The sequence below is a fragment of the Acidobacteriota bacterium genome, from assembly GCA_016716905.1.
GTDB lineage: Bacteria > Acidobacteriota > Vicinamibacteria > Vicinamibacterales > SCN-69-37 > SYFT01.
Window position 1 is genome coordinate 39874 of the sequence record JADJUS010000015.1, and the last position, 20241, is coordinate 60114.

At 64.8% G+C, this 20241-nt stretch carries 18 protein-coding genes; 10 read left to right on the forward strand and 8 right to left on the reverse strand.

The genetic code is table 11. The annotated features are described in order from the left end of the window. Nucleotides 1-55: 55 nt before the first annotated feature. A complete protein-coding gene (locus tag IPL75_15060) occupies nt 56-892 on the reverse strand; it encodes an energy transducer TonB (protein MBK9241543.1) in 837 nt (278 codons plus the stop codon). Nucleotides 893-1062: 170 nt separating this feature from the next. On the opposite strand from IPL75_15060, the gene tatA reads away from it, so the two are divergent. After that, entirely contained in the window at nt 1063-1227 is a 165-nt protein-coding gene (gene tatA / locus IPL75_15065; GenBank protein ID MBK9241544.1) for a twin-arginine translocase TatA/TatE family subunit, read from the forward strand. A gap of 11 nt (nt 1228-1238) precedes the next feature. On the opposite strand, the gene selB is transcribed toward tatA, so the two are convergent. Together selB and rnr are read right to left on the reverse strand one after the other, a co-directional pair. Beyond that, nucleotides 1239-3182 (reverse strand): selenocysteine-specific translation elongation factor, encoded by a 1944-nt coding sequence (gene selB, locus IPL75_15070; protein MBK9241545.1) that lies wholly within the window; start codon nt 3180-3182, stop codon nt 1239-1241. Nucleotides 3183-3475: 293 nt separating this feature from the next. Then, a complete protein-coding gene (gene rnr, locus IPL75_15075) occupies nt 3476-5794 on the reverse strand; it encodes a ribonuclease R (protein MBK9241546.1) in 2319 nt (772 codons plus the stop codon). 179 nt (nt 5795-5973) lie between these two features. On the opposite strand from rnr, the gene IPL75_15080 reads away from it, so the two are divergent. The 3 genes from IPL75_15080 to IPL75_15090 all read left to right on the forward strand — a co-directional run bounded on the left by IPL75_15080 (nt 5974) and on the right by IPL75_15090 (nt 7871). Next, nucleotides 5974-6606, forward strand: a complete 633-nt coding sequence (locus IPL75_15080) for an RNA polymerase sigma factor (GenBank protein ID MBK9241547.1) — start codon at nt 5974-5976, stop codon at nt 6604-6606. 74 nt (nt 6607-6680) lie between these two features. After that, on the forward strand, nt 6681-7220 hold the full coding sequence (locus IPL75_15085) for a hypothetical protein (protein MBK9241548.1): 540 nt from the start codon (nt 6681-6683) through the stop codon (nt 7218-7220). An 18-nt stretch (nt 7221-7238) separates the two neighbouring features. Next, complete coding sequence (locus IPL75_15090) at nt 7239-7871, forward strand: hypothetical protein (protein ID MBK9241549.1); 633 nt, start codon at nt 7239-7241, stop codon at nt 7869-7871. Between the two features lie 228 nt (nt 7872-8099). Here the strand turns inward: IPL75_15090 and IPL75_15095 are convergent, their stop codons facing one another. The 5 genes from IPL75_15095 to IPL75_15115 all read right to left on the reverse strand — a co-directional run bounded on the left by IPL75_15095 (nt 8100) and on the right by IPL75_15115 (nt 14397). Beyond that, nucleotides 8100-8519, reverse strand: coding sequence for a hypothetical protein (locus IPL75_15095; GenBank protein ID MBK9241550.1), 420 nt, complete (start codon nt 8517-8519; stop codon nt 8100-8102). 3 nt (nt 8520-8522) lie between these two features. After that, nucleotides 8523-8837, reverse strand: a complete 315-nt coding sequence (locus tag IPL75_15100) for a hypothetical protein (protein ID MBK9241551.1) — start codon at nt 8835-8837, stop codon at nt 8523-8525. A 90-nt stretch (nt 8838-8927) separates the two neighbouring features. Continuing rightward, entirely contained in the window at nt 8928-10358 is a 1431-nt protein-coding gene (gatB, locus tag IPL75_15105) for an Asp-tRNA(Asn)/Glu-tRNA(Gln) amidotransferase subunit GatB (protein ID MBK9241552.1), read from the reverse strand. Nucleotides 10359-10364: 6 nt separating this feature from the next. Beyond that, a complete protein-coding gene (locus IPL75_15110; GenBank protein ID MBK9241553.1) occupies nt 10365-11957 on the reverse strand; it encodes a phosphoenolpyruvate carboxykinase in 1593 nt (530 codons plus the stop codon). A gap of 91 nt (nt 11958-12048) precedes the next feature. Next, nucleotides 12049-14397, reverse strand: a complete 2349-nt coding sequence (locus IPL75_15115; protein ID MBK9241554.1) for a response regulator — start codon at nt 14395-14397, stop codon at nt 12049-12051. 48 nt (nt 14398-14445) lie between these two features. Between IPL75_15115 and IPL75_15120 the strand changes: the two genes are divergently transcribed. The 6 genes from IPL75_15120 (at nt 14446) to IPL75_15145 (ending at nt 20234) form a co-directional block, all read left to right on the forward strand. Then, nucleotides 14446-15393: a SpoIID/LytB domain-containing protein gene (locus IPL75_15120; GenBank protein MBK9241555.1), complete on the forward strand. Its 948-nt coding sequence runs from the start codon at nt 14446-14448 to the stop codon at nt 15391-15393. Between the two features lie 213 nt (nt 15394-15606). Further along, the gene (locus IPL75_15125; GenBank protein ID MBK9241556.1) at nt 15607-16191 is read left to right on the forward strand and encodes a sigma-70 family RNA polymerase sigma factor; all 585 of its coding nucleotides are present in this window, start codon (nt 15607-15609) and stop codon (nt 16189-16191) included. Then, the gene (locus IPL75_15130) at nt 16178-16762 is read left to right on the forward strand and encodes a hypothetical protein (GenBank protein MBK9241557.1); all 585 of its coding nucleotides are present in this window, start codon (nt 16178-16180) and stop codon (nt 16760-16762) included. The genes IPL75_15125 and IPL75_15130 overlap by 14 nt, the downstream gene beginning before the upstream one ends. A gap of 33 nt (nt 16763-16795) precedes the next feature. Next, nucleotides 16796-17989 (forward strand): 4-hydroxy-3-methylbut-2-enyl diphosphate reductase, encoded by a 1194-nt coding sequence (locus IPL75_15135; protein MBK9241558.1) that lies wholly within the window; start codon nt 16796-16798, stop codon nt 17987-17989. A gap of 32 nt (nt 17990-18021) precedes the next feature. Continuing rightward, nucleotides 18022-18564 (forward strand): hypothetical protein, encoded by a 543-nt coding sequence (locus tag IPL75_15140; protein ID MBK9241559.1) that lies wholly within the window; start codon nt 18022-18024, stop codon nt 18562-18564. A 62-nt stretch (nt 18565-18626) separates the two neighbouring features. Continuing rightward, on the forward strand, nt 18627-20234 hold the full coding sequence (locus IPL75_15145; GenBank protein MBK9241560.1) for a TolC family protein: 1608 nt from the start codon (nt 18627-18629) through the stop codon (nt 20232-20234). The last annotated feature ends 7 nt before the right edge of the window (nt 20235-20241 follow it).

A 20241-nucleotide genomic window follows, 5' to 3' on the forward strand; every position in this document is an offset into this window, starting at 1 on the left:
CAACGCGCAAAATATTATCCTGCGCGTCGTCGTGCGGGAAGAAGCCCGAAAAGAACTAGTGGAGCCTGAACTCCATCTGGATCACCACCAGGATCGGCACCGCCTGCCCCTGGAAACGTCCAGGGCGGAACAGCCACTGCCGGGCCGTCTTCATCGCTTCTTCATCCAGACCAAATGCGCGATCGAGCGACTTGCTGATCCGCACCTCGGTGATGACGCCATTGGTGCCCACCACGGCTTCGAGTTCCACCATGCCCTGAATCTTGGCGCGCATGGCCTCGGGTGTGTATTTGGGATCGATTTGGCGAAGGATGGTCGGGTTGGTCACGCCGCTGCCCGGTCGCATCGCGCCGCCGCCGAACCCGCCGCCGGTGCCGTCACCAATACCAGAGCCGCGTCCTGGCCCGGTGCCCGTGCCCACGCCCGTGCCACCACCGCCACCGGTGCCGGCTCCCAATGAGGGCGCAGCCGTGAGTCCCGACATCGTACCGGCCGTCGGCATGACCGCAGCCATCTGTACCGGCGCGACCAGCGCAGGGGGCGGCGGGACATCCACCTTGACTGGCTCAATCACCGGCGGCTTCGGTAATACGGCTTTCATTTCGAGTTTGGCCGGGGGCGTCGGAGAGGAGTTGCCGCCACCGCCGCCACCGCCGCCTGGACCGGCCGCCTGCACAAACACCAGGTTGTATTTTTCAATGGGCGTCGGCTGTGCAGCTTCCGGAGCCGGACGCAGCGCCAGGATCAGGAAGAACAGTGCGACCGCGCCGCCGTGGAGTGCGACAGACGTTGAGAACGCGCGCCCCATCTTGTGATGCGCGGGCGGCTGAAACATCGAACTTGCGCCGAGCCAGCCCTGCTCAACCTTGAGGGGAGCCGGAACGGTAGCCACAGGTGGCACAACAGGCCCACCGGGTACCGGCACGTTCGCAGGTGCGTTAGCGCTCATCGGACTGGGTGTCACCCCAAGTATACGCATCTCGGCCATTTATGGTGAATACTGCAAAAGCAATGCCCTCCGGCCTGTGCCAGGGGGTGGTAGAATGCACGTGGAGTGTCCCCATGTTCGGCAGCCTTGGTGTTCCCGAGTTACTCATCATCCTTTTCATCGTGATCCTGGTGTTTGGCGCCAGCCGCCTGCCCGAATTGGGCAAGGGGATCGGCAAGGGCATCCGGAACTTCAAGGACGCGACGAAAGACGGCCTGACCGACAAGCGCGACTCGTAAGAGCCGTTGGGCTAAATCACGAGCCGCTTGTCGCCTGCGCGGCGGGTCACTCGTTCTCTGTCGAGATACTCCAACAGGGGGATCGCAAACTTCCTGCTCACGCCAAACCGTGCCTTCGCCGACGCCACGTCAATGGTGGCGCCCGAACCGAGGCCCTTGACCTCCGCCTTAAGCGCCGTCAGCGTATCGGCGTGAAACCACAACACATCAAGACGTTGCACGCGACCTGCACTCTGCAGCGCGTGCAGTGCCTTCTGCACCACGGATGGTGACGCCTTGGCGAGCAGCGCAAGCGCGGCCACGTCTGGCGGCTGCACGCCCGCCGCCTTCAGGCCATCGTCGATTACCTGGCGCACGCGGGCATCATCTCCGGTCACGACGCGTGTATGCGACGCGAGCGCGAGGCGCTCGGTGCCCACCACCGCGGCACCCAATCCGGACAGGAGCGTCTCAAACACATCACCCGCCGCCACATGCGCACGCACCACCTCACGCGGCACGCCCACCTCGCCCGGGTGGTCGCGATGGAACGCGGCAAGCTGCGCGACGATGGCCGCGCGGGCCGCGGTGGCCGCAGCCGCGTCCACATGCCGGTCGGTGCTGTGTATCGCGTTGCCATCGGTCACGAGTCTTCGGAGGATGGCGTCGGCTTTGCCCGGGCTCAGCCCACCGCGGCGCACGAGATCACCCGCAGTAAGGCCTCGAAGCGCAGCATCGCTGAGCCAGGTCGTGACCCACGCGATCGAATCGTCAGCCGTCAAGGCCGCCAGCCGAGCCGCGGCGCCCTTGCGCCGAACTCCACCCGCCGCAGGCTCCGGATCCAGGACCACTGCGCCGCCGATGGTCATCACCGGCGACGCCGCGCGCAGCACCAGCCGATCCCCGCGCGTCAACACGGCGGGCGACGCCAGACGCAGGCGCGCGAGCGCCTGCCCACTCGGCGGCACTTCCACGTCGCTCGCGCCGGGGGGCACCGGCGTCCAGGCGTCAGCCGGCCGCGCGCGCACGGATGCAATCGACACCCGGCCCAACCAATCACCGGTGCCTTGATGCACGCGCACTCGCGCCCCGTGGCGCAGCGGCCGGGCGCCCGGCAGCAACTCGAGGCGCACGTCCACGCGTCGCGTCACGGCCAGCGTGCCTGGTGTGGCCAGGGTCATCCCGCGGGTCACCTCGGCGAGTGTCACGCCCCCAAGGTTCACGGCCACGCGTTGGGGCGCTGCCACCGATGCGGTCGTGCGCCCGTGCACCTGTAACCCGCGCACCCGCACCGGTTGGCCACCCGGCAACACCGCCAGCGCATCCTCGTCGTGCAGCGCACCAGAGACCAGTGTGCCGGTCACCACGGATCCAAACCCGCGGATGCTGAAGGCGCGATCGATCGGCAGCCGCGTGATGCCGCGCTCGGCCACCGGCGGCGCCTCTGCCACCAGCCCGGCAATCGCCTCTCGCAAACGGTCCAGTCCCTGCCCCGTGTGAGCCGACACCGCGATGACGGGCGCGGCCTCAAGCGCACTACCCGCCACAAGCTCGCGCGCTTCAAGTTCCGCCAGCTCGATGGTGTCTGCGTCGGCGGCATCGGCCTTGGTGATGACGATGAGGCCGCGCGACATGCCGAGGAGTCGGCAAATCTCGAAGTGCTCACGGGTCTGCGGCATCACCGACTCGTCGGCGGCCACGACGAGCAGCACGGCGTCCAACCCTCCGGCGCCGGCCAGCATGGTGCGCACGAATTTTTCGTGACCCGGCACATCCACAAACGCGACCTCGACGTCGCCGATGGTGGCGTGCGCAAACCCAAGCTCGATCGTGATGCCCCGCGCCTTTTCTTCCTTCAGGCGATCGGGATCGGTGCCGGTGAGCGCCTGCACCAGCGCGCTCTTGCCGTGGTCGATATGCCCCGCCGTGCCGATGACCAGCGTCTTCACGTTCGGATGTTCACCATGAAGGTCCATGAAGATCCATGAAGATTCACCAGATGTCGGGCGAGCACTCTGAAAGCGCGGGGTTGAGGGCCCGGCTCCGCCGGGGCCGCACGATCGGAGGGACGTCACACACGAACGCAGCGCAGGGCAAAACGACCTCTGAGGTAATTACCGTCGCACAATTACCGGTAATTACCTCAGAGGTCGTTTTGATCTCCCGGCTGTGTTCGTGTGTGACGTCCCTCCGATCGCGCGTGCCGCCGAAGGCGGCACTCAACCCCGCGCCTTCATGGAGCTTCATGTCCTTCATGGTGAATATCCTGTCAGCGCTTCTTGCCGCGTGCGGCTTTCTTGAAGGCGCGCTCGCGCGGGCCCGGGCGCTTGCTGCTCTTGGCGGCGGGCTTGCCGCGTGTGGCTGGGCGCCGCTCGCCCTTGCGGGACTCGGGCTTGCGGGGCTCGGCGCGGCTGTGGCGCGGGCCTCGATTGCGCTCGGATTGCCTCACGGCGTCGAGAATTTCCGTGAGCCCGAGATCGATCAGGCGGCGTTCAAGATCGACGCGAATCAACTGCACGGCCACTTTGTCGCCCAGCCGATAGGTGCGGCCGTTCTTTTCGCCCCGCAGCAAGTGGGCCTTCTCGATGAACCGATAGTAGTCGTCGGCCATCGTGGACACATGGACCATGCCTTCGACGAAGTGCTCCACCAGTTCGATGTGCAAGCCAAACGCCGTGACGCCGGTGACAAACCCGGTGAATTCGTCGCCGACTTTGTCGGCCATGAACCGCACCTTCTTCCACTGCACCAGTTCCCGCTCGGCATCCACGGCGCGGCGCTCGCGCTCTGACGTGTGCCGGCCAACTTCCGGCAGGTCCTCGGTCAGCTCGGCGCGCCGTTCTTTCGAGACGCCATGACGCGACTCGCGCAGGGAACGATGGACGACGAGGTCCGGGTAGCGACGGATCGGCGACGTGAAATGCGCATAGTGCGCCGTGGCCAGACCGAAGTGGCCCACCGGCGTCGGATCGTAGCGGGCCTTCTGCATCGTGCGCAGCATCAGCATCGCGATCGGCTTTTCTTCCGGTTTGCCCTTGATCTTCTCCACCAGCTTCTGGAAATGCCTGGGCTCGAGGTTGTCGGCCGGTCCCGACAGCGAATACCCGAGCGCGCCGATGAACTCCTCGAAGCTCTCCACCTTCAACGGGTCGGGCGCTTCGTGAATGCGATACAGCGTGGGCATGCCGTGCGTTTCGAGATGTTCGGCCACGGTCTCGTTCGCCAACAGCATGAACTCTTCGATCAGGCGATGCGCGACGTTCCTCTCAGCGGCCACAATCGCGGCCATCTCGCCATCTTCGCCAAACTGGATTTCCGATTCCTTCAGATCAAAATCCACCGAGCCGCGACGCCGCCGGCGCTGGTTGAGGATCTCGAATAGCGCGTGCATTCGCTCGAACATCGGCACCAGCGCGTGGTACTTCGCGCTGACGACTGGATCGCGGTCCGTCAGGATCTGGCTCACTTCGGTGTAGGTCATGCGCGCGTCACTGTGGATCACGCCGTCATGCATCTCGTAGCGCACCACGCTACCGTTGCGCTGATCCACCTCCATCAGGCACGACTGCACCAGACGATCGACTCGCGGCTTCAGGCTGCACAGCCCGGTGGAGAGCTCTTCCGGGAACATATGCACCGCGCGCTCAGGGAAATACACCGACGTGCTGCGCTCGTACGCATCTTCGTCGAGCGCAATCCCCTCTGTCACGTAGTGCGAGACGTCGGCAATGTGCACGGCCAGCCAGTAGTTGCCATTGGCCAACCGGTCAATCGAAATGGCGTCGTCGAAATCGCGCGCGTGCTCGCCGTCGATGGTGACGGTCTGCCACTCGCGGAAGTCGGTGCGGCGCTCACGGTCGCGCGGTTTGACTTCGGTGCCAAGCCGAGTCGCTTCGGCCACGGCCGCGGCACTGTGCACATCCGAGATGTTGTATTTGCGGATGATGACGGTCGTATCCACGCCTGGCGCGTTCACATCACCCAGCACTTCGGTAATCCGCCCCTGCGCCGGACGGGTGGCGGTGGGCCACGTCGTAATCGTCAGCGTCACCATCTCGCCCGGCTTCGCCCCGAGCGCAGCGCCCGGCATCACCTCCACGTCCATCACCAGCCGGCGGTCGAAGGGCACGACGAACCCGCGCTTCTGCGCGTCCACTTCATACCGGCCCACCACCGACGATGTGCCACGCTCGAGGATGCGCACAATGCGGCCTTCGGCCCGGTTGTCGTCGCGCGAACGTTCCACGCGCACCACCACCCGGTCGCCATGCATGGCCTGGTTGAGGTTGGCGCCTGCAATGAAGATGCTGGTGGGGCCGTCTTCGGGTGGCCGCTCCGCGTCCACAAACCCGAACCCGCGCGGATTCGTCGACACGCGGCCGACCACCAGATTCATCCGGTCTGGCAGGCCGAATCGGGCGCCCCGAATCTCAATTAACTCGCCGGTGTCCACCAGGCGACCGAGGGCGCGTTTGAAGGAGGCCCTCTCTTCCCGCGGCCACTTCAGCCGCTGCAGCAGTTCCTTGACCGTGGCCGGATGGTCCACTTTGTCCCGGATCTGCTCCAAAATCTGTTCGTCTGACTGCATTCTCTTATCTCTTGTGCGGCTGTGCTAGGTGCTGGTGTGCTGGGTGCTGGGTGCTGTGTGCTGTGTGCTGTGTGCTGATGTGCTGGGTGCTGGGTGCTGGGTGCTGGGTGCTTGGTGCTGATGTGCTTAAGTGTAGTCCCCACCCAACCGGGCGGGGGGTTTGGAGGTCTACTCCGGTGGTGCCGAAGGTTGTCGCGATAGCCATGACCCCCACCGACGACTTCGTGTCGGACGAGCGGGTCTTCACCGGTGACACGCCCGAGGTTCGGGCGTTGGTGGCGGCTGCCCGCGAAGGCGACCGCGCCGCATTTGACCAGATTGTCTCGGTCTACTATCGCGCGGCCTTCCGGATGGCGCTGGCTGCGCTCAAACGCCGCGAAGATGCCGAGGATGCCACGCAGGATGCTTTTGTCCTGGCCTGGCGCAAGGTCTCGCATTTCCGGGGCGACTCCAGCTTCAAGACCTGGCTCTTGACCATCGTCTGGCGCCAGGCGCTCGACCGCCGAAAATCGCGAACCCGTTGGTGGCAGCGCTCGTCGTCGCTCCGGCACGACGATGACGCGCGAGACGATGAGGTGGACCGTTTGGCGAGTCTGGATGCGGATCCGGAGCGCCGGGCCGAGGCGAGACATCGAGTGCGGCAGGTGCGATCGGCCATCGAAGGCCTCTCTCCCAAGCTGCGCGACACACTGCTGCTCGCCGCCTCGGGTGAATACGGTTATGACGAAATTGCCGAGATCCTCGGCGTGCCGCTGGGCACCGTGAAGTGGCGTGTGGCCGAGGCCAGACGGATTATCAGTGCTCAGTGCTGAGTGCTCAGTGCTCAGTGCTCAGTGCTCAGTGCTCAATGCTCAATGCTCAATGCTTTTAGAGTGAGGAGAGATCGATGGATGAAATCAATCGCGTCGCGCGGATGATGGTCGACGCCGAACCGGCGGTCGATCTGGCCGCTCGCATTCGTGCGCGGCTCGACCAGGTGCAGAGACACGGGCGCGCGCCATCGTGGTGGCGAGTGGCCGTGCCGCTGGGCGCGGTGGCTTCGCTTGCGCTCGCGATCGGCTTCGCCGTCCAGGGTCCAGGGTCCAGGGTCCAGGGCTTGCCCGCCGTAGCGCACAGCGCGGAGGCGGGTCCAGAAGTCCAGGGTCCAGAGTCCAGAGTCCAGGGTCCTTCCGACAGTTCGCCATTTCGGACATTGCCCCCACTTCGCCATTACAGTGGCGCGCAGCGCTCATCAGTGAGCGCGCTGTCAATGGAAGAATCGGCGTGGATGGAGCGTCGGATTGCGGCGCTCGAGCCGGTTGATGCGTTGCGGATGGAACACCTGACGTATGAATCGATCCAACCTGAAGCGCTCTCGATCACTCCACTCCTCTTGACGGCGATGCGCACGGATGGTGCGGACATCGATCGCCAGAACAACCGGTAACTTTTTCCAAGGAGCGTTATGCGACGTCCGACTTCTCTTCTGATCCTGACACTGCTCGTAGCTGCGCCGGCGATGGCACAAACCGCGCCCACACTCCGGCCGCCGAGCGGCGTGGCTGACCCGATGATGACCCCGCCTGCGATGGCCCCCACGCCAATGCCGGGACAGACCGCGCCGTCCGCCACAGCGCCCACACCGGGCCAGACCGCGCCACCGCGCGCCGAGACACCGCGCGCGCCGCAAATTGCCTCGCCAGACAATCGGCCGCTCGGAGCTGTCAACATCAGACTTGAGCTCGCGATCACCGACACGTACTCGGGAACGCCGGTGAAGAAAGCCGTGTCGCTGCTCGTCCTCAACGGCAACAGCGGAATGATTCGCACCACGAACTACGAAGCCGATCAGGCCACTCTCAACGTGGACGCCATGGCGAATGCGTACCAGAACGGATTGATTTCGGTGCGGCTCACATTCGATTACCAGCCGGCGCCGGGAAAAGACAGCCAGGGCAGAACCACCAGATCGCCGAGACTCAACGAGTCCATCACGGTGGTCCTGCAGGACGGAAGGATGCTGATGGTCTCTCAGTCGGCCGATCCGGGCAGCGACCGAAAGGTGACGGCGGAGTTGACGGCGACCATACTGAAGTAGCGCTTCGCTGCCGCCGTGGCGTAATGGCGAAATGTCAGAAATGACCGAAGTGGCGAAATGTCAGACAAACCAATGCAGGGAAGAATGTTCGAATGTTCAAGGCGCGCAATGAACGAATGACCTTGGAGCAGCAGATTCAACCATTAGTCATCAAGAACATTCGAGCATTCTTCCCTGCAATGGTTTGTCCGACACTTCGCCATTTCGGACATTTGTGGCATTTCCCCATTACCGCGAGGGCGCAGTGGGTTCCGCGAACGCCGTCAGCGCCTTGAGCGCCTCATCGCCCGAGTTCCTCGCGCCTCCGTCGAGCGACGAGGCCAGGCGCTGAGCATCGCGCAGACTTGCGAGAGGAATCTCGAGGCGGCCGGCGCGTTCGGCCTGGCCCACCTCCCTGAGCGCGGTCTGGATACGCTCGATCACGACCCGGGCCGCTTCATAGCGGCGGCTCGCATCCCCGAAGTTCACCAGGAAGATCTGCACCTGCCCATCCAGGATGAGGGCGCGCGCCTCCATAAGGTCCGCTCGCTGCACCGCGTCCCGGCGCGCCTGCTCCACATCCGAGCGGCCCGACGAGCCGTAGATCCAGCCAGACAGTCCAACGACCACGACAGCGGCAGCGATCCAGGAAAGAAATTTGATGGACACGTACTAGTGAAGCGTTTCCGGGTCTGTCCACGCCGAGAGATTGGTGATCGTATCGATGCGGCGCAGCAACTGGGCGATGACGTCGCAGGCATCATCACGCTGGCATAGCTGATCAATCTCGGCCAGGATCCGGCCCAGCGCGTCTTCGGCCTGCGCCACGGCCAGCTCCGAGTAGTACTCGCGTTGCTGGTCCAGGCACTGGTGATGTTTGAGGAATTCTTCGCGGAAAAAGGCGGCTCGGCAGTGGCACAAGGCTCCGGCCAAAGGCCAATGGAACATCTTGGCTTCGACGCTGTTCAGGCGGGACTTTATAGCCATGCGCGAGTGAGCAAATTCAGTCTAGGCAGGACGGGTCACCAGTGTCAATACCGACCACTTCCGTCCAATTACCCTGAGCGAGTCGAAAAATTACCCGATACGCGCCTTCAGAATCTCGCCGGCCACCGCCGGGTTGGCCTTCCCTTTGGACGCCTTCATCACCTGCCCTACCAGGAAGCCGAACGTCTGCATCTTCCCCGCGCGGTACTGCGCCACCGGGTCGGGGTTGGCCGCCACCACCGCGTCCACGATCGCTTCAAGCGCGGCCGTGTCGCCGATCTGGGCCAGCCCCTTGGCGTCCACGATCGCGCGGGCCGACTGACCGGTTTCCCACATGGCTTCGAAGACGTCCTTCGCCGCAGAACTGCTGATCACCTGGCTGTCCACAAGCCCCGTGAGCTCAGCGAGCGCCGCAGGCCCGAAGGGCACGGCGGCCACGCTGTCGCGGCCCACCTCCTTGAGCTTGCGGCGGATTTCGCCCTGGATCCAGTTGCTGGCGGTCTTGGCCGCAGCGCCTGCAGACACGGCGGCTTCAAAAAAATCCGCCGCACCCGGAATGAGGCGCACCAGCACGTCTGCGTCGTAGTCGCTGATCCCATGGGCCGCCACCAGCCGCGCCTGACGGGCCTCGGGCAACTCGGGCATCGACGCGGTGACCCGCGCCACCCACGCCGCGTCCACCTGCAGCGGCGGCAGGTCGGGCTCGGGGAAATAGCGGTAGTCGTGCGCGCCTTCCTTGCTCCTCATGGATTCGGTCGTGCCGGTGTCGCTGTTCCACAGACGGGTTTCCTGCTCGACCCGTCGGCCCGATTCGAGCACCGCACGCTGCCGGGTGATTTCGTATTCGAGCGCCTTCTGCAAAAAGCGGAAGGAGTTGACGTTTTTGACTTCGGCCTTGGCGCCCAGCGTCGTCTCCCCCACCGGACGCAGCGACACGTTCGCGTCACACCGCAGGCTGCCTTCTTCCATGTTGCCGTCGTTGACGCCGATGGCCACCAGGACCTCACGCAGGCGGCTGAAACACATCGCGGCGTCGGCCGCGGTGCGCAGGTCAGGCTCGGTGACGATTTCAATCAGTGGCACACCCGCACGATTGAAGTCGAGCAGCGTCTGGCGGTCGGACTCGGGAAATCCATGATGGAGCGACTTGCCGGCGTCCTCCTCCATATGAATGCGCGTCAGGCGCACCGTGGTGTCGCCAATGCGCACCTCTCCGCCCGTGGCCAGCGGCCTGTCGTACTGGGAGATCTGATAGCCCTTCGGCAGGTCCGGATAGAAGTAGTTCTTGCGGGCGAAGATCGACGTGGCATTCACCGTGCTGCCCAGCGCCACCGCCGCCCGGATCGCAAATTCCACCGCCTGCCTGTTGAGCACCGGCAACGCGCCTGGCAGCCCCAGGCACACTGGACACACGTGCGTGTTCGGCGCGGCCCCAAACGTGGTGGCGCACCCGCAGAAGATCTTGGTCGCGGTCAGTAACTGGCAGTGAATCTCGAGCCCGATCACGGGCTCGAGATGCACGGGCACCTAGGCCACCGGCCCGGCGCTTTTCACAGCGGCCGACGCCGTCGCCTCAAACGTCTTGAAATTCTCGATGAACATCGCCGCCAGCTTCTTCGCCTGCGCGTCGTACGCCGCCTGGTCCTTCCAGGTGTTGCGCGGTCGCAGCACTTCGGGCGGCACGTTCGGGCAGCTCGAGGGCACATCGAGATTGAAGATCGGATCGCGGTCGTAACCCACATGATCGAGCGCGCCCGAGAGGGCCGCGTTGATCATCGCGCGGGTGTGCGCAATCTTCATGCGCGATCCCACGCCGTACGCACCGCCCGTCCATCCCGTGTTCACCAGCCACACACGCGCCTGGTGCTTGGCAATGCGTTCACCCAGCAACCGCGCGTAGACGTTCGGGTCCCACACCATGAACGGCGCGCCGAAGCAGGTGCTGAACGTCGCCTTCGGCTCCGTCACTCCGCGCTCGGTGCCCGCCACTTTCGCGGTGTAACCGGACAGGAAGTGATACATCGCCGCTTCGGGCGACAGCCGCGAGATCGGCGGCAACACGCCAAACGCGTCGGCCGTCAGCATCACCACGTTGGTGGGATGGCCCGCCTGGCCCGACGGCACCGCGTTGTCGATGAACGTCAGCGGATAGGCACCGCGGGTGTTTTCCGTGAGCGCCGCGCTGTCGAGATCGAGTTCACGGGTGATGGGGTCGATCACGACGTTTTCGAGCACAGTGCCGAACCGCCGCGTCGTGGCATAAATCTGCGGCTCCGCTTCCGCCGACAGCTTGATCATCTTGGCGTAGCAGCCGCCTTCGAAGTTGAAGACGCCATGCGAGCTCCATCCATGCTCGTCGTCGCCAATCAGCTGCCGGTGCGGATCGCTCGAGAGCGTGGTTTTGCCGGTGCCGGACAGGCCGAAGAAGAGCGCCACTTCCCCGTCCGGGCCGACGTTGGCCGAACAGTGCATCGGCATGGTGTCGCGCAGGGGCAGCAGGTAGTTCATCACGGTGAAGATCGACTTCTTGATTTCACCGGCGTAGTTGCTGCCGCCAATCAGCACGCGCTTCTTCGCGAAGTTGAGCAGGATGAACGTCTCGGAGTTCGTGCCATCAACGGCCGGGTCGGCCTTGAAGCTCGGAATGTCGATCACGGTGAACTGCGGCTCGTGCTGCAGTCGCGCTTCCGCGTTGGGTTCACGGATGAACATCGTGCGGGCAAACAGGTTGTGCCACGCCTTCTCGGTGATGATCCGGATCGGCAGGCGAAACGTCGGGTCGGCGCCGGCCCAGCAGTCCTGCACAAACAAATCCATGCCCTTGAGCGACGCGAGCATGCGCTTTTCGAGGCGGTCGAAGTTCTCAGCGCCGATGGGCTTGTTGACCTTGCCCCAATCCACGTTCTGCTCACTCGACGCTTCCTTGACGACGAACTTGTCATTCGGCGAGCGGCCGGTGTGCGGCGCGGTGTTGCACACCAGCGGGCCGTCCGCAGTCAGTGTGCCTTCGCCGCGTCGAATGGCCTCCTCATAGAGCGCAGCGACGCTCAGATTCCAATGCGCATTGGCGCCTTCGATCCCGAGGACCGATAACTCAACCTTCCGACTGGATCCCGTCATACGAATAACTCCTTTGGAGCGTAAATAAACGCTCAATCGTAGCGCGTCCTGAGGTGCGCTGCCAAGGGGTGGCCCGGACGCGGCGGGCGGCTCAGAGCAGGGCGCCCAGAGTGGTCACCAGGGCCCGGCGAAGGACGCGAAGATCATAGGGGGGCGAGAGCGTGACTTCCGCGGTCTCGCGCAGGAACCGCCGCGCCTCATCATCGGCGGGGCCGGTGCCGATGGCCACCAGCCGAACGCGGCCGTTCAGGGTCGCCCAGGCCTCGCGCCAATACTGGGGGTCGGCGTTCACCATGCTCTGGTCGATCAACGCCAGTCCAAGTTCTCCTTCCGCCAGGCTCTCAATGGCCTCGCGGGCATTCCGCGCCAGGCGCACCGACAGCCCCCACCCGCCCAGCGCCGCGCCGATAAAATCGCGCGTGACCGCGTCGCCGTGCGCCACCAGCACCAGGGGAGGCCGCCGGCCCTCGACCAGGGGCGACCGGACCGGCAGCCGGATGAAGAACGTCGTTCCGACCCCGACTTCGCTTGTCACAATCACCTGGCCGCCGTGGTCGCGCACGATGCCATACACAATCGACAGGCCCAGCCCGGTGCCTTCGCCGACGCCGCGGGTGGTGAAGAAGGGATCGAAGACGCGGGCAAGATTCGAGGCCTCGATGCCGTGCCCCGAGTCAGCGACCGATATCACCACGGCGCCGCACTCGGCATCGAACCGCGCCGTCACTTCCAGGCGTTTGGTGGGGGCGGACGTCATCGCCTGCTCGGCGTTCAACACCAGATTCAGCAGCGCCTGCTGCAGCTGCCCGCCGTCGATGTAGAGCGGAGGCAGGTCATCGGTGAACTGCGTCACCACCTCGATGCCCTTGAGGCGCGAGTCATAGGCGCGCAGGTCCGCCACGCGCCGGCACAGGTCCGCGATGTCGTGTTCCTCACGCTCGGCCGTCTGCTGGCGCGCGAACGTCAGCAGACTGCGCACGATGCGCGCGGCGCGCTCGGACTCCGACAGAATGCGCGTCACGTCGTCCATCAAGCCGCCGGTCTCCGCAGCGAGCTTGGGATTGGCCGCCATCTCCTCATGCACCAGCTGGGCGTAACCGATGACACTGGTCAGCGGATTGTTCAACTCGTGCGCGACGCCGGCCACGAGCTGTCCAATTGCCGAAAGTTTTTCGGCCTGCACCAGTTGGGCCTGGGTGGTGTGCAACCGGTCCACGGTCGCCACCAGTTCCGCATTCGTCGCCGACACTTCCTGGCTGAGGCTGCGCAGCTGCCGGGCGCGCTGGCGCTCCCGGGTGATTTCTTTTGCGAACTGCACGGCCGCACCCGAGGCATCGGGCACCGGCAGTGTGGTCACCGTGAATATCCGGCCGTCGCTCGTGGTGATCTCTTCATCCACTCGCTGGTCATCACGAATGGCGCGACCGACGAGGCAATTCGGGCAGCCGCCGCCGCACAGTCCGACCTCCGCGCAGGTCCGCCCGCGCGTTTCACGAATCTCCCATCCACACAGCGCCGCCAGCGCTGCGTTGGTGCGCATCGTGCGCGACCGGGAATCAAACAGCGCGATGGGATCACTGATGGCGTCGAAGGTGCGCTCCCACTGGACTTTCGCGCGGAAGACGCGTTCGTACAGCTGACCATTGGCGACGGCAACGCCAAACTGACGGCCGATCGTGCGCAACACACGTCCGTCGTCCACTGAGAACCGCTGCGGCACTGTGGAGTTGACGGTCAACACCCCGAGGACGTCCTGCCCGGCCACCACGGGCACCGAGATGGTGCTCGACACCGGAGGGTCGGAGGGGCCGGCCGAGGCGTCCTGCCGATCGGCATTTTCGCAAACCGCCTCGGCGGCCTCGACGGTGCCGCCGACGGCCGAGTGCACCACCAGTGCGCCGCCATCGAGCGGCCGCAATCGCAGGATGGCCCATCGGGCGTCATACGCTTCGGCGACGCGCTCAAGCCCGTGCCGAAGCGCTTCGCCCACATCGGTCGTGACGTTGACGGCGGCGGCCACGTCGTTGAGCAATCGCAGTTCCCATGTCAGTCGCTGTCGCTCAATCCCGCCGCGCCGCCGCTCGAGCGCGCGGTCCACGGTGGCAAACAGCTGCACCGGATCAAACGGCTTGAGCACAAACGCAAAGACGTCCTGTTCGTAGCTTTCGAGTGCACTCGACAGGCGGCGATCGTCGGAGATGATGATCGCCTCGGTGCTCGCGTCTTTCTCGCGCACCCGCTTGATGACCTCCAGGCCCGACACAGCCCCGAGCCGCAGATTGACGACCGCGACCGAAAAACGATGGGTGGCCAGCGTGAGGTTGGCCTCCTCGAGCGACTGGACGGCGATGATCTCCAGGCCCCGCGCGCGCCCGACGTGCGTCAGCACCCCGAGCACATACGGATCATCATCAACAACCAGAACGGGGTCAGGGGTCATGCCAGGGTGCCATCAACTGCTGCAGTCGGCGGTCTAAGATACGACGAAATGCCGCGATTCCCGAAACGCCGACACGCGGCCAAGGCCCTACTCTCGGTGGTGGTGGGACTCACAATCGCGTGCGCGCCTTCCACCGCGCGGTTCCCCGGCGACGTCGCGACCGGCGTTCCTGCCCGATTGCGCGTGCAGGTCGCCGGTCAGGTCAAGGTCGTTGCGCTTGACGACTACGTCCTCGGTGCCGCGTTGTCCGAGGTCACGCCCGTGTCGGAATCCGATCGCGTGGCTGCAACCGTGTACGAGGTGCAGGCCATCATCGCCCGCACGTATGCCGTGGCACAGGCCGGACGACATGCGCCCGAAGGATTTGACGTCTGCGACCGCACACACTGCCAGCTGTACGAGCCCGGGCGCATTGCCACATCGCGCTTCAGTGCGATCGCGCGCGCGGCCGTCGCCCGCACGTCCGGCCGGATCCTGCGCTTCAACACCCGGCCCGCGCTCACACTGTTTCATTCCGACTGTGGCGGCCACACCACCACACCGGCCGACGCCTGGGGCGGCACGGCCCTTCCCTACCTGCCGGCCCGGCAGGATGAGACCGGAAGCCCGCACCGGACCTGGCAGTTTTCCGCCACCACCGAGGAGTGGGTCCGGTTGCTCGCAACCGATGCCCGCACAGATCCGGGTGCCCGACTCACCGGGCTCGTGATCGGCCAGAGGGACACCTCCGGCCGCGCCACCCAGGTCCGCATCGACGGCGATCGTGACCGGCACGTCAGCGGCGAGACACTCCGCGCCGTGGTGGCCACCCAACGTGGGGTTCGGTCCTTCATGAGCACCCTCTTCGAGATTGAGCCAACGCCCGACGGCTTCCTGGTCACGGGCCGCGGGTTTGGCCACGGCGTGGGCTTGTGCCAGGTTGGGGCCATTGCCCGAGCCCGAGGCGGCGCCTCGGTCACCGCCATCCTCGCCCACTACTATCCGGGGGCCCGCTAGCGGAGCGAAAACGACCTCTGAGGTAGTTTTCGGTACACATCACGTCGAAAACTACCTCAGAGGTCGTTTTCCAGAGGTCGTTTTCGCGCCGTAAACACCGCCTGAAATTGGGCGTATTCTAGCTTCAGAGGTTGCGCCATCAGTTCTGAAACGCCGAGGGAAGCCGATACTCGCGTCGCGATAGCCGTCAAAGCCTTCCAGGCTGCCGGCCAGTTGGACCAGGCGCGGGAGAAGTACGCCGAGCTGGTGGAGCGCCATCAGCGGCGGGCAATCCGGATTGCGTTTCACTACATGCGCGAGGCCGCCGACGCCGAAGAGGCCGTGCAGGATGCCTTTGTCAAGGCCTACACGCACATGGGCACGTTCAGGGAAGACCTGCCGTTTGAGGTCTGGTTCACGCGGATTCTCATCAATGGCTGCCTGGACCGGCTCAAGGCCCGGCGCCGTCGTGAACGGTGGATCGCTCGCCCGACGGTTGATGCCGATGGCGTGGAACGCGACCCGGCCGAGCACCTGCCCTCGAGGGGCCCAAGTCCCGAGGACCAGGTCCTGCAGGACGAGCGGCGCCGACGGTTGAAAGCGGCCATGACGGAGTTGCCGGAGCGGCAACGTCTGGTGTTTGTATTGAGTCATTTTGAGGGGCGGACGTCGCGGGAAGTCAGTTCGATGACCGGGCTGAATGAATCCACCGTGCGCGTCCACCTCTTCCGCGCGATTCGCCGGCTGCGTACGTTGCTGTCGGGCCAGAGCGTGGCAGGGACAAAGGGTAAAGGGAGGGTTCGACATGCGGCTCGCTGACGTAATACTTCGTCGAGGGCATCTCTCGGAAAACGCACTGGTGGAGGTGTGGAGCACGGGCGTGCGGCCCAGCCACCTCGACCGCTGCGATATTTGCGCGGAGCGCGCGGTGGACATGAGCCGCTGGCTCGAAGATGTGCGAGACATGGGCGCGGCTGAAGCCGATGCCGTGTTCCCGGAAGAGCGCTTGGCCGCCCAGCGCAGTCAGGTCCTGCAGCGGCTGGAATCGCTGGACCGCCCGGCCAAAGTCATCAGCTTTCCCGCGCGCGCGGTGCGCCACTCGGATGCCGCCGACCGCCGAGTCAGCCCAGGCTGGCTGGCGGCTGCCGCGGCCGCCGGCCTGGCGATTGGCATCGTCAGCATCGAGTTGAGCCACTCCTTTGAAACGGACTCCGCTCCAACAACCCAGGTGGCCGACGGCGCCGCCAACGGTCAGCCCTCGGGGCTGGGAACAGTGATCGACGCGTCCATCCTCGAGGACGACCCCTATTCACGCACGCAGTTGGGTTCGCTTGAGGCGATGGACGAGATGACGCCCCGGTTGATTGACGTGGTTGCCATCAAACGCTGACGCTCGGGCTTTAGGTACAATGGGCGGTCAGCCATGCCGCCGATCATCTTCCGGAAGGGCCTCGATATGAAGGCCGCGGTCGCCGACCAGCTGGCCCAGGCGTATCACAGCCGCATCGTCGACGACCTTCGGTCTGCCGGCTACGTCCGGACGCACGGCCGGCTCACCATCCACCTCGCGCGCGAATTCGGCTTTTGCTACGGCGTTGAACGAGCGGTGGACTACGCGTACCAGACGCGGAAAAAATTCCCCGACTCCCGGGTGTTCCTGACGGGCGAGATCATCCATAACCCGCATGTCAACAATCAGTTGCGGGCACAGGGCATCCGCTTCCTGACCGACCCTGGCGAAGACCGAACGACCCTCGGCCACGACGATGTGGTCATTCTGCCGGCGTTTGGCGTGTCGGTGGACGATATGGTCCGCCTGGACCGGCAGGGGTGCACGCTGGTGGATACCACGTGCGGGTCGGTGCTGACGGTCTGGAAGAACGTGAAGCGGTATGCCCAGGACGGCTTCACCTCGATTATTCACGGCAAGCTGCACCACGAAGAGACGCGCGCCACCGCCTCGCAGGCGAGCCTGTTTCCAGACGGCCATTACCTGGTCGTGCTCGACAAAGGCGAAGCCGCCGAGGTGTGCCGTTACATTGTCGAGGGCGGCGATCGATGGGCGTTTTTGGAGCGATTTGGGCCGGCCGCGTCGCCGGGGTTCGACCCTGACCGGCACTTGCTTCGGATCGGCTGCGCCAACCAGACAACGATGCTGATGGCCGAGTCGCTCGAGATCGGTGAGATGTTCAGGGCGGCCATGGAGGCTCGCCACGGCGCCTCCGCCGTGGACGACGTGTTCCGGTCGTTTGACACCATTTGCAGCGCCACCCAGGAGCGGCAGGACGCCGTGATTGCCTTGCTCGACGAGGCGCCCCTGGACCTGATGGTGGTGATCGGCGGCTACAACAGCAGCAATACCTGCAATTTGGCAAAGATTTGCGCCGAGCGGTGCCCCACGTTCCACATTGCCGAGGCGGACTGTCTTGTCTCGGCCACCGAGGTGCGTCACCGGCGCATCGGGGCCCCCTCCACCTCTGCGGTCGCGGAAACCGTGGCCCGAGACTGGCTGCCGGCGAATCGTCCCCTGGTGATCGGCCTGACGGCCGGGGCCTCGACCCCGAATAATGTCGTCGGGCAGGTCGTGGCCCGGCTTGAAGCCCTGGCCGGCTCGTAAACGCCGGTTTTGACACAGGCGTAAGAAGAAGCGTGAAGATTCAGATTCCCTCCCCCCCCATTGCCCGAACGATTTGGCTCGGCGCCCTGACGCTGAGCCTGGTGGTGTTGGCGGCTGATGGACGTGTCGCCTCGTCTGCCAGGGATGAGGCCCACGGAAACCGCTGGGCGTGGTCGAGGTCGCAGCAGCCCCCCCAGGCCGCCCGTCCAGACTCGCAGCGCCCCCCGTCGCAGCCGAGGGTGCCGTGGTGGAAAGACGCGGCCGTGATCAAGGAAATCAGCCTGACACCCGAGCAGGCGGCCCGGATCGACTCAGTCTGGCGGAAGCGCGAGACCGAGATGCACGGCGTGGCCATGGAGGCCAAGAAACAGCAGGACGAACTGACGCGGCTCGTGGCAGAGCGCAAGGTGGGCGTGGACGTCATTGGCCTGCAGTTTGACCGCAACGAGGCGTTGCGATCGATGCTGGCGAAGTCACGCGCCATTGCGCTCTATCAGACGTCGCTCATCCTGACCACTGAACAGAACAATGCCCTGAAGGCCATCGGTGAACGTAATCGACGCGAACGACGTTAGGTTTCACGACAATAAACTCTCGCAGCCGCCTGGTGATGGCGACTGCCCAGACGGAGCAACGAATGAATAAGCAGATGTCGAAAATGATGGTGTGGGCGGTGGTGGCTGCGGTGATGCCCGTGGCGGCCGTGACGGCGCAGCAGCAGGCGGCCGGTGGTGGTGTACAGGCGACCTTGGCTCAGGACCAGTATGTGGTCGGCCGCGCATTGCCACCCGATACGCCGGGGACGCAGCGAGTGGACCTGTCGCTTGAAGCGGCAATCGCCCGGGCGCTTGAAAACAACCTCGACATCGCGCGCGAAAAACTCAATCCGCAGATGCAGGACTATTCGCTGCAGGCGGCGCGTGCGGCGTTCCGGCCCACGCTGAACGGCAACCTCAGCTACAACAACGCCTCACAGCAGTCCACGTCGCAGCTCGACGGTGGCGCCCGCACCAGCACGAAGCGCATGTCGTTTGGTTCGTCGATGAGCCAGCGCCTGCCCTGGCAGGGCGGCCAGGTGTCGTTCAACTTCAGCAACAGCCGCACGGCGACCGATAACTCGTTCAGCACGCGCAACCCGAACTTCTCGTCGAACCTGACCTTCCAGTACACGCAGCCGCTGCTGGCGGGCCGCACGATTGACAGCCAGCGAAACGCGCTCGACACGGGACAAATTCAGCGCCAGATTACCGACATCGCGCTGGTGAGCCAGATCGAAAACATCAAGAACCAGGTGCGCACGGCCTACTGGGCGCTGCGCCAGTCGATCGAGGCCATCGAAATTCAGAAGCGGTCATTGGACCTCTCGCGCCGCAACTACGACGACAACAAAACCAAGGTGGAGGTCGGCACCGTCGCCGAAATCGATCTGGTGCAGCTCGAGTCGCAGATTGCGACCGGTGAGCAGAACCTGCTCGCCACCGAAATCGCATGGCGCAATGCCGAAATTGCCTTCAAGCGCCTGCTCGTGAGCAGCACGGAAGATGACTTCTTCCGGGCCACCATCAATCCCACCGACCTGCCGTCGTTCGAGATGCAGTCGGTGGACATCCCGGCCGCCGTGAAGAACGCCATTGCCCAGCGCGCCGACATCGAAACCGCGCGACAGAACCTGCGCATCACCGAGCTGAACCTCGCGCTCTCCAAGAACTCCACCAAGGGCTCGCTCGGCCTGACCGCCAGCTACGCCCTGGCGGGCGTCGGCGGCCCGCTGTTTGATCGGTCGGGCCTGGGCGGCGCGGCCGTCCTGGTTGAAGATGGCGGCTACTTCGACGCGTTGCGGTCAATCGCCGGGATCGACACACCCACCTGGAACATCGGTCTCAACTTCAGCCAGCCGCTCGGTCTGTCGTCACAAAAAGCCAACCACCTGCGTTCGGAACTGTCGATGGAACAGCAGAAGACGTCGATGAAGAGGACCGAACTCGACATCGAAACGGCCGTGACCCGCGCCGGCCTGGACGTGCAGAGCACCTACAAGCAGCTGCTGGCGTCGCAGAAGTCACGTGAGGCGGCCGAGCGCACACTCAACGCCGAACTCACCCGCTTCTCGGTGGGCATGTCCACGAACTTCCAGGTCATCTCGCTTCAGAACGCGCTGACGTCGGCGCGCAACAACGAGTTGACCTCGACCATTCGCTACATCAATGCCATCGCGGAGTTTGACCGCGTGCAGCGGATTCAGTAGTCGGTTC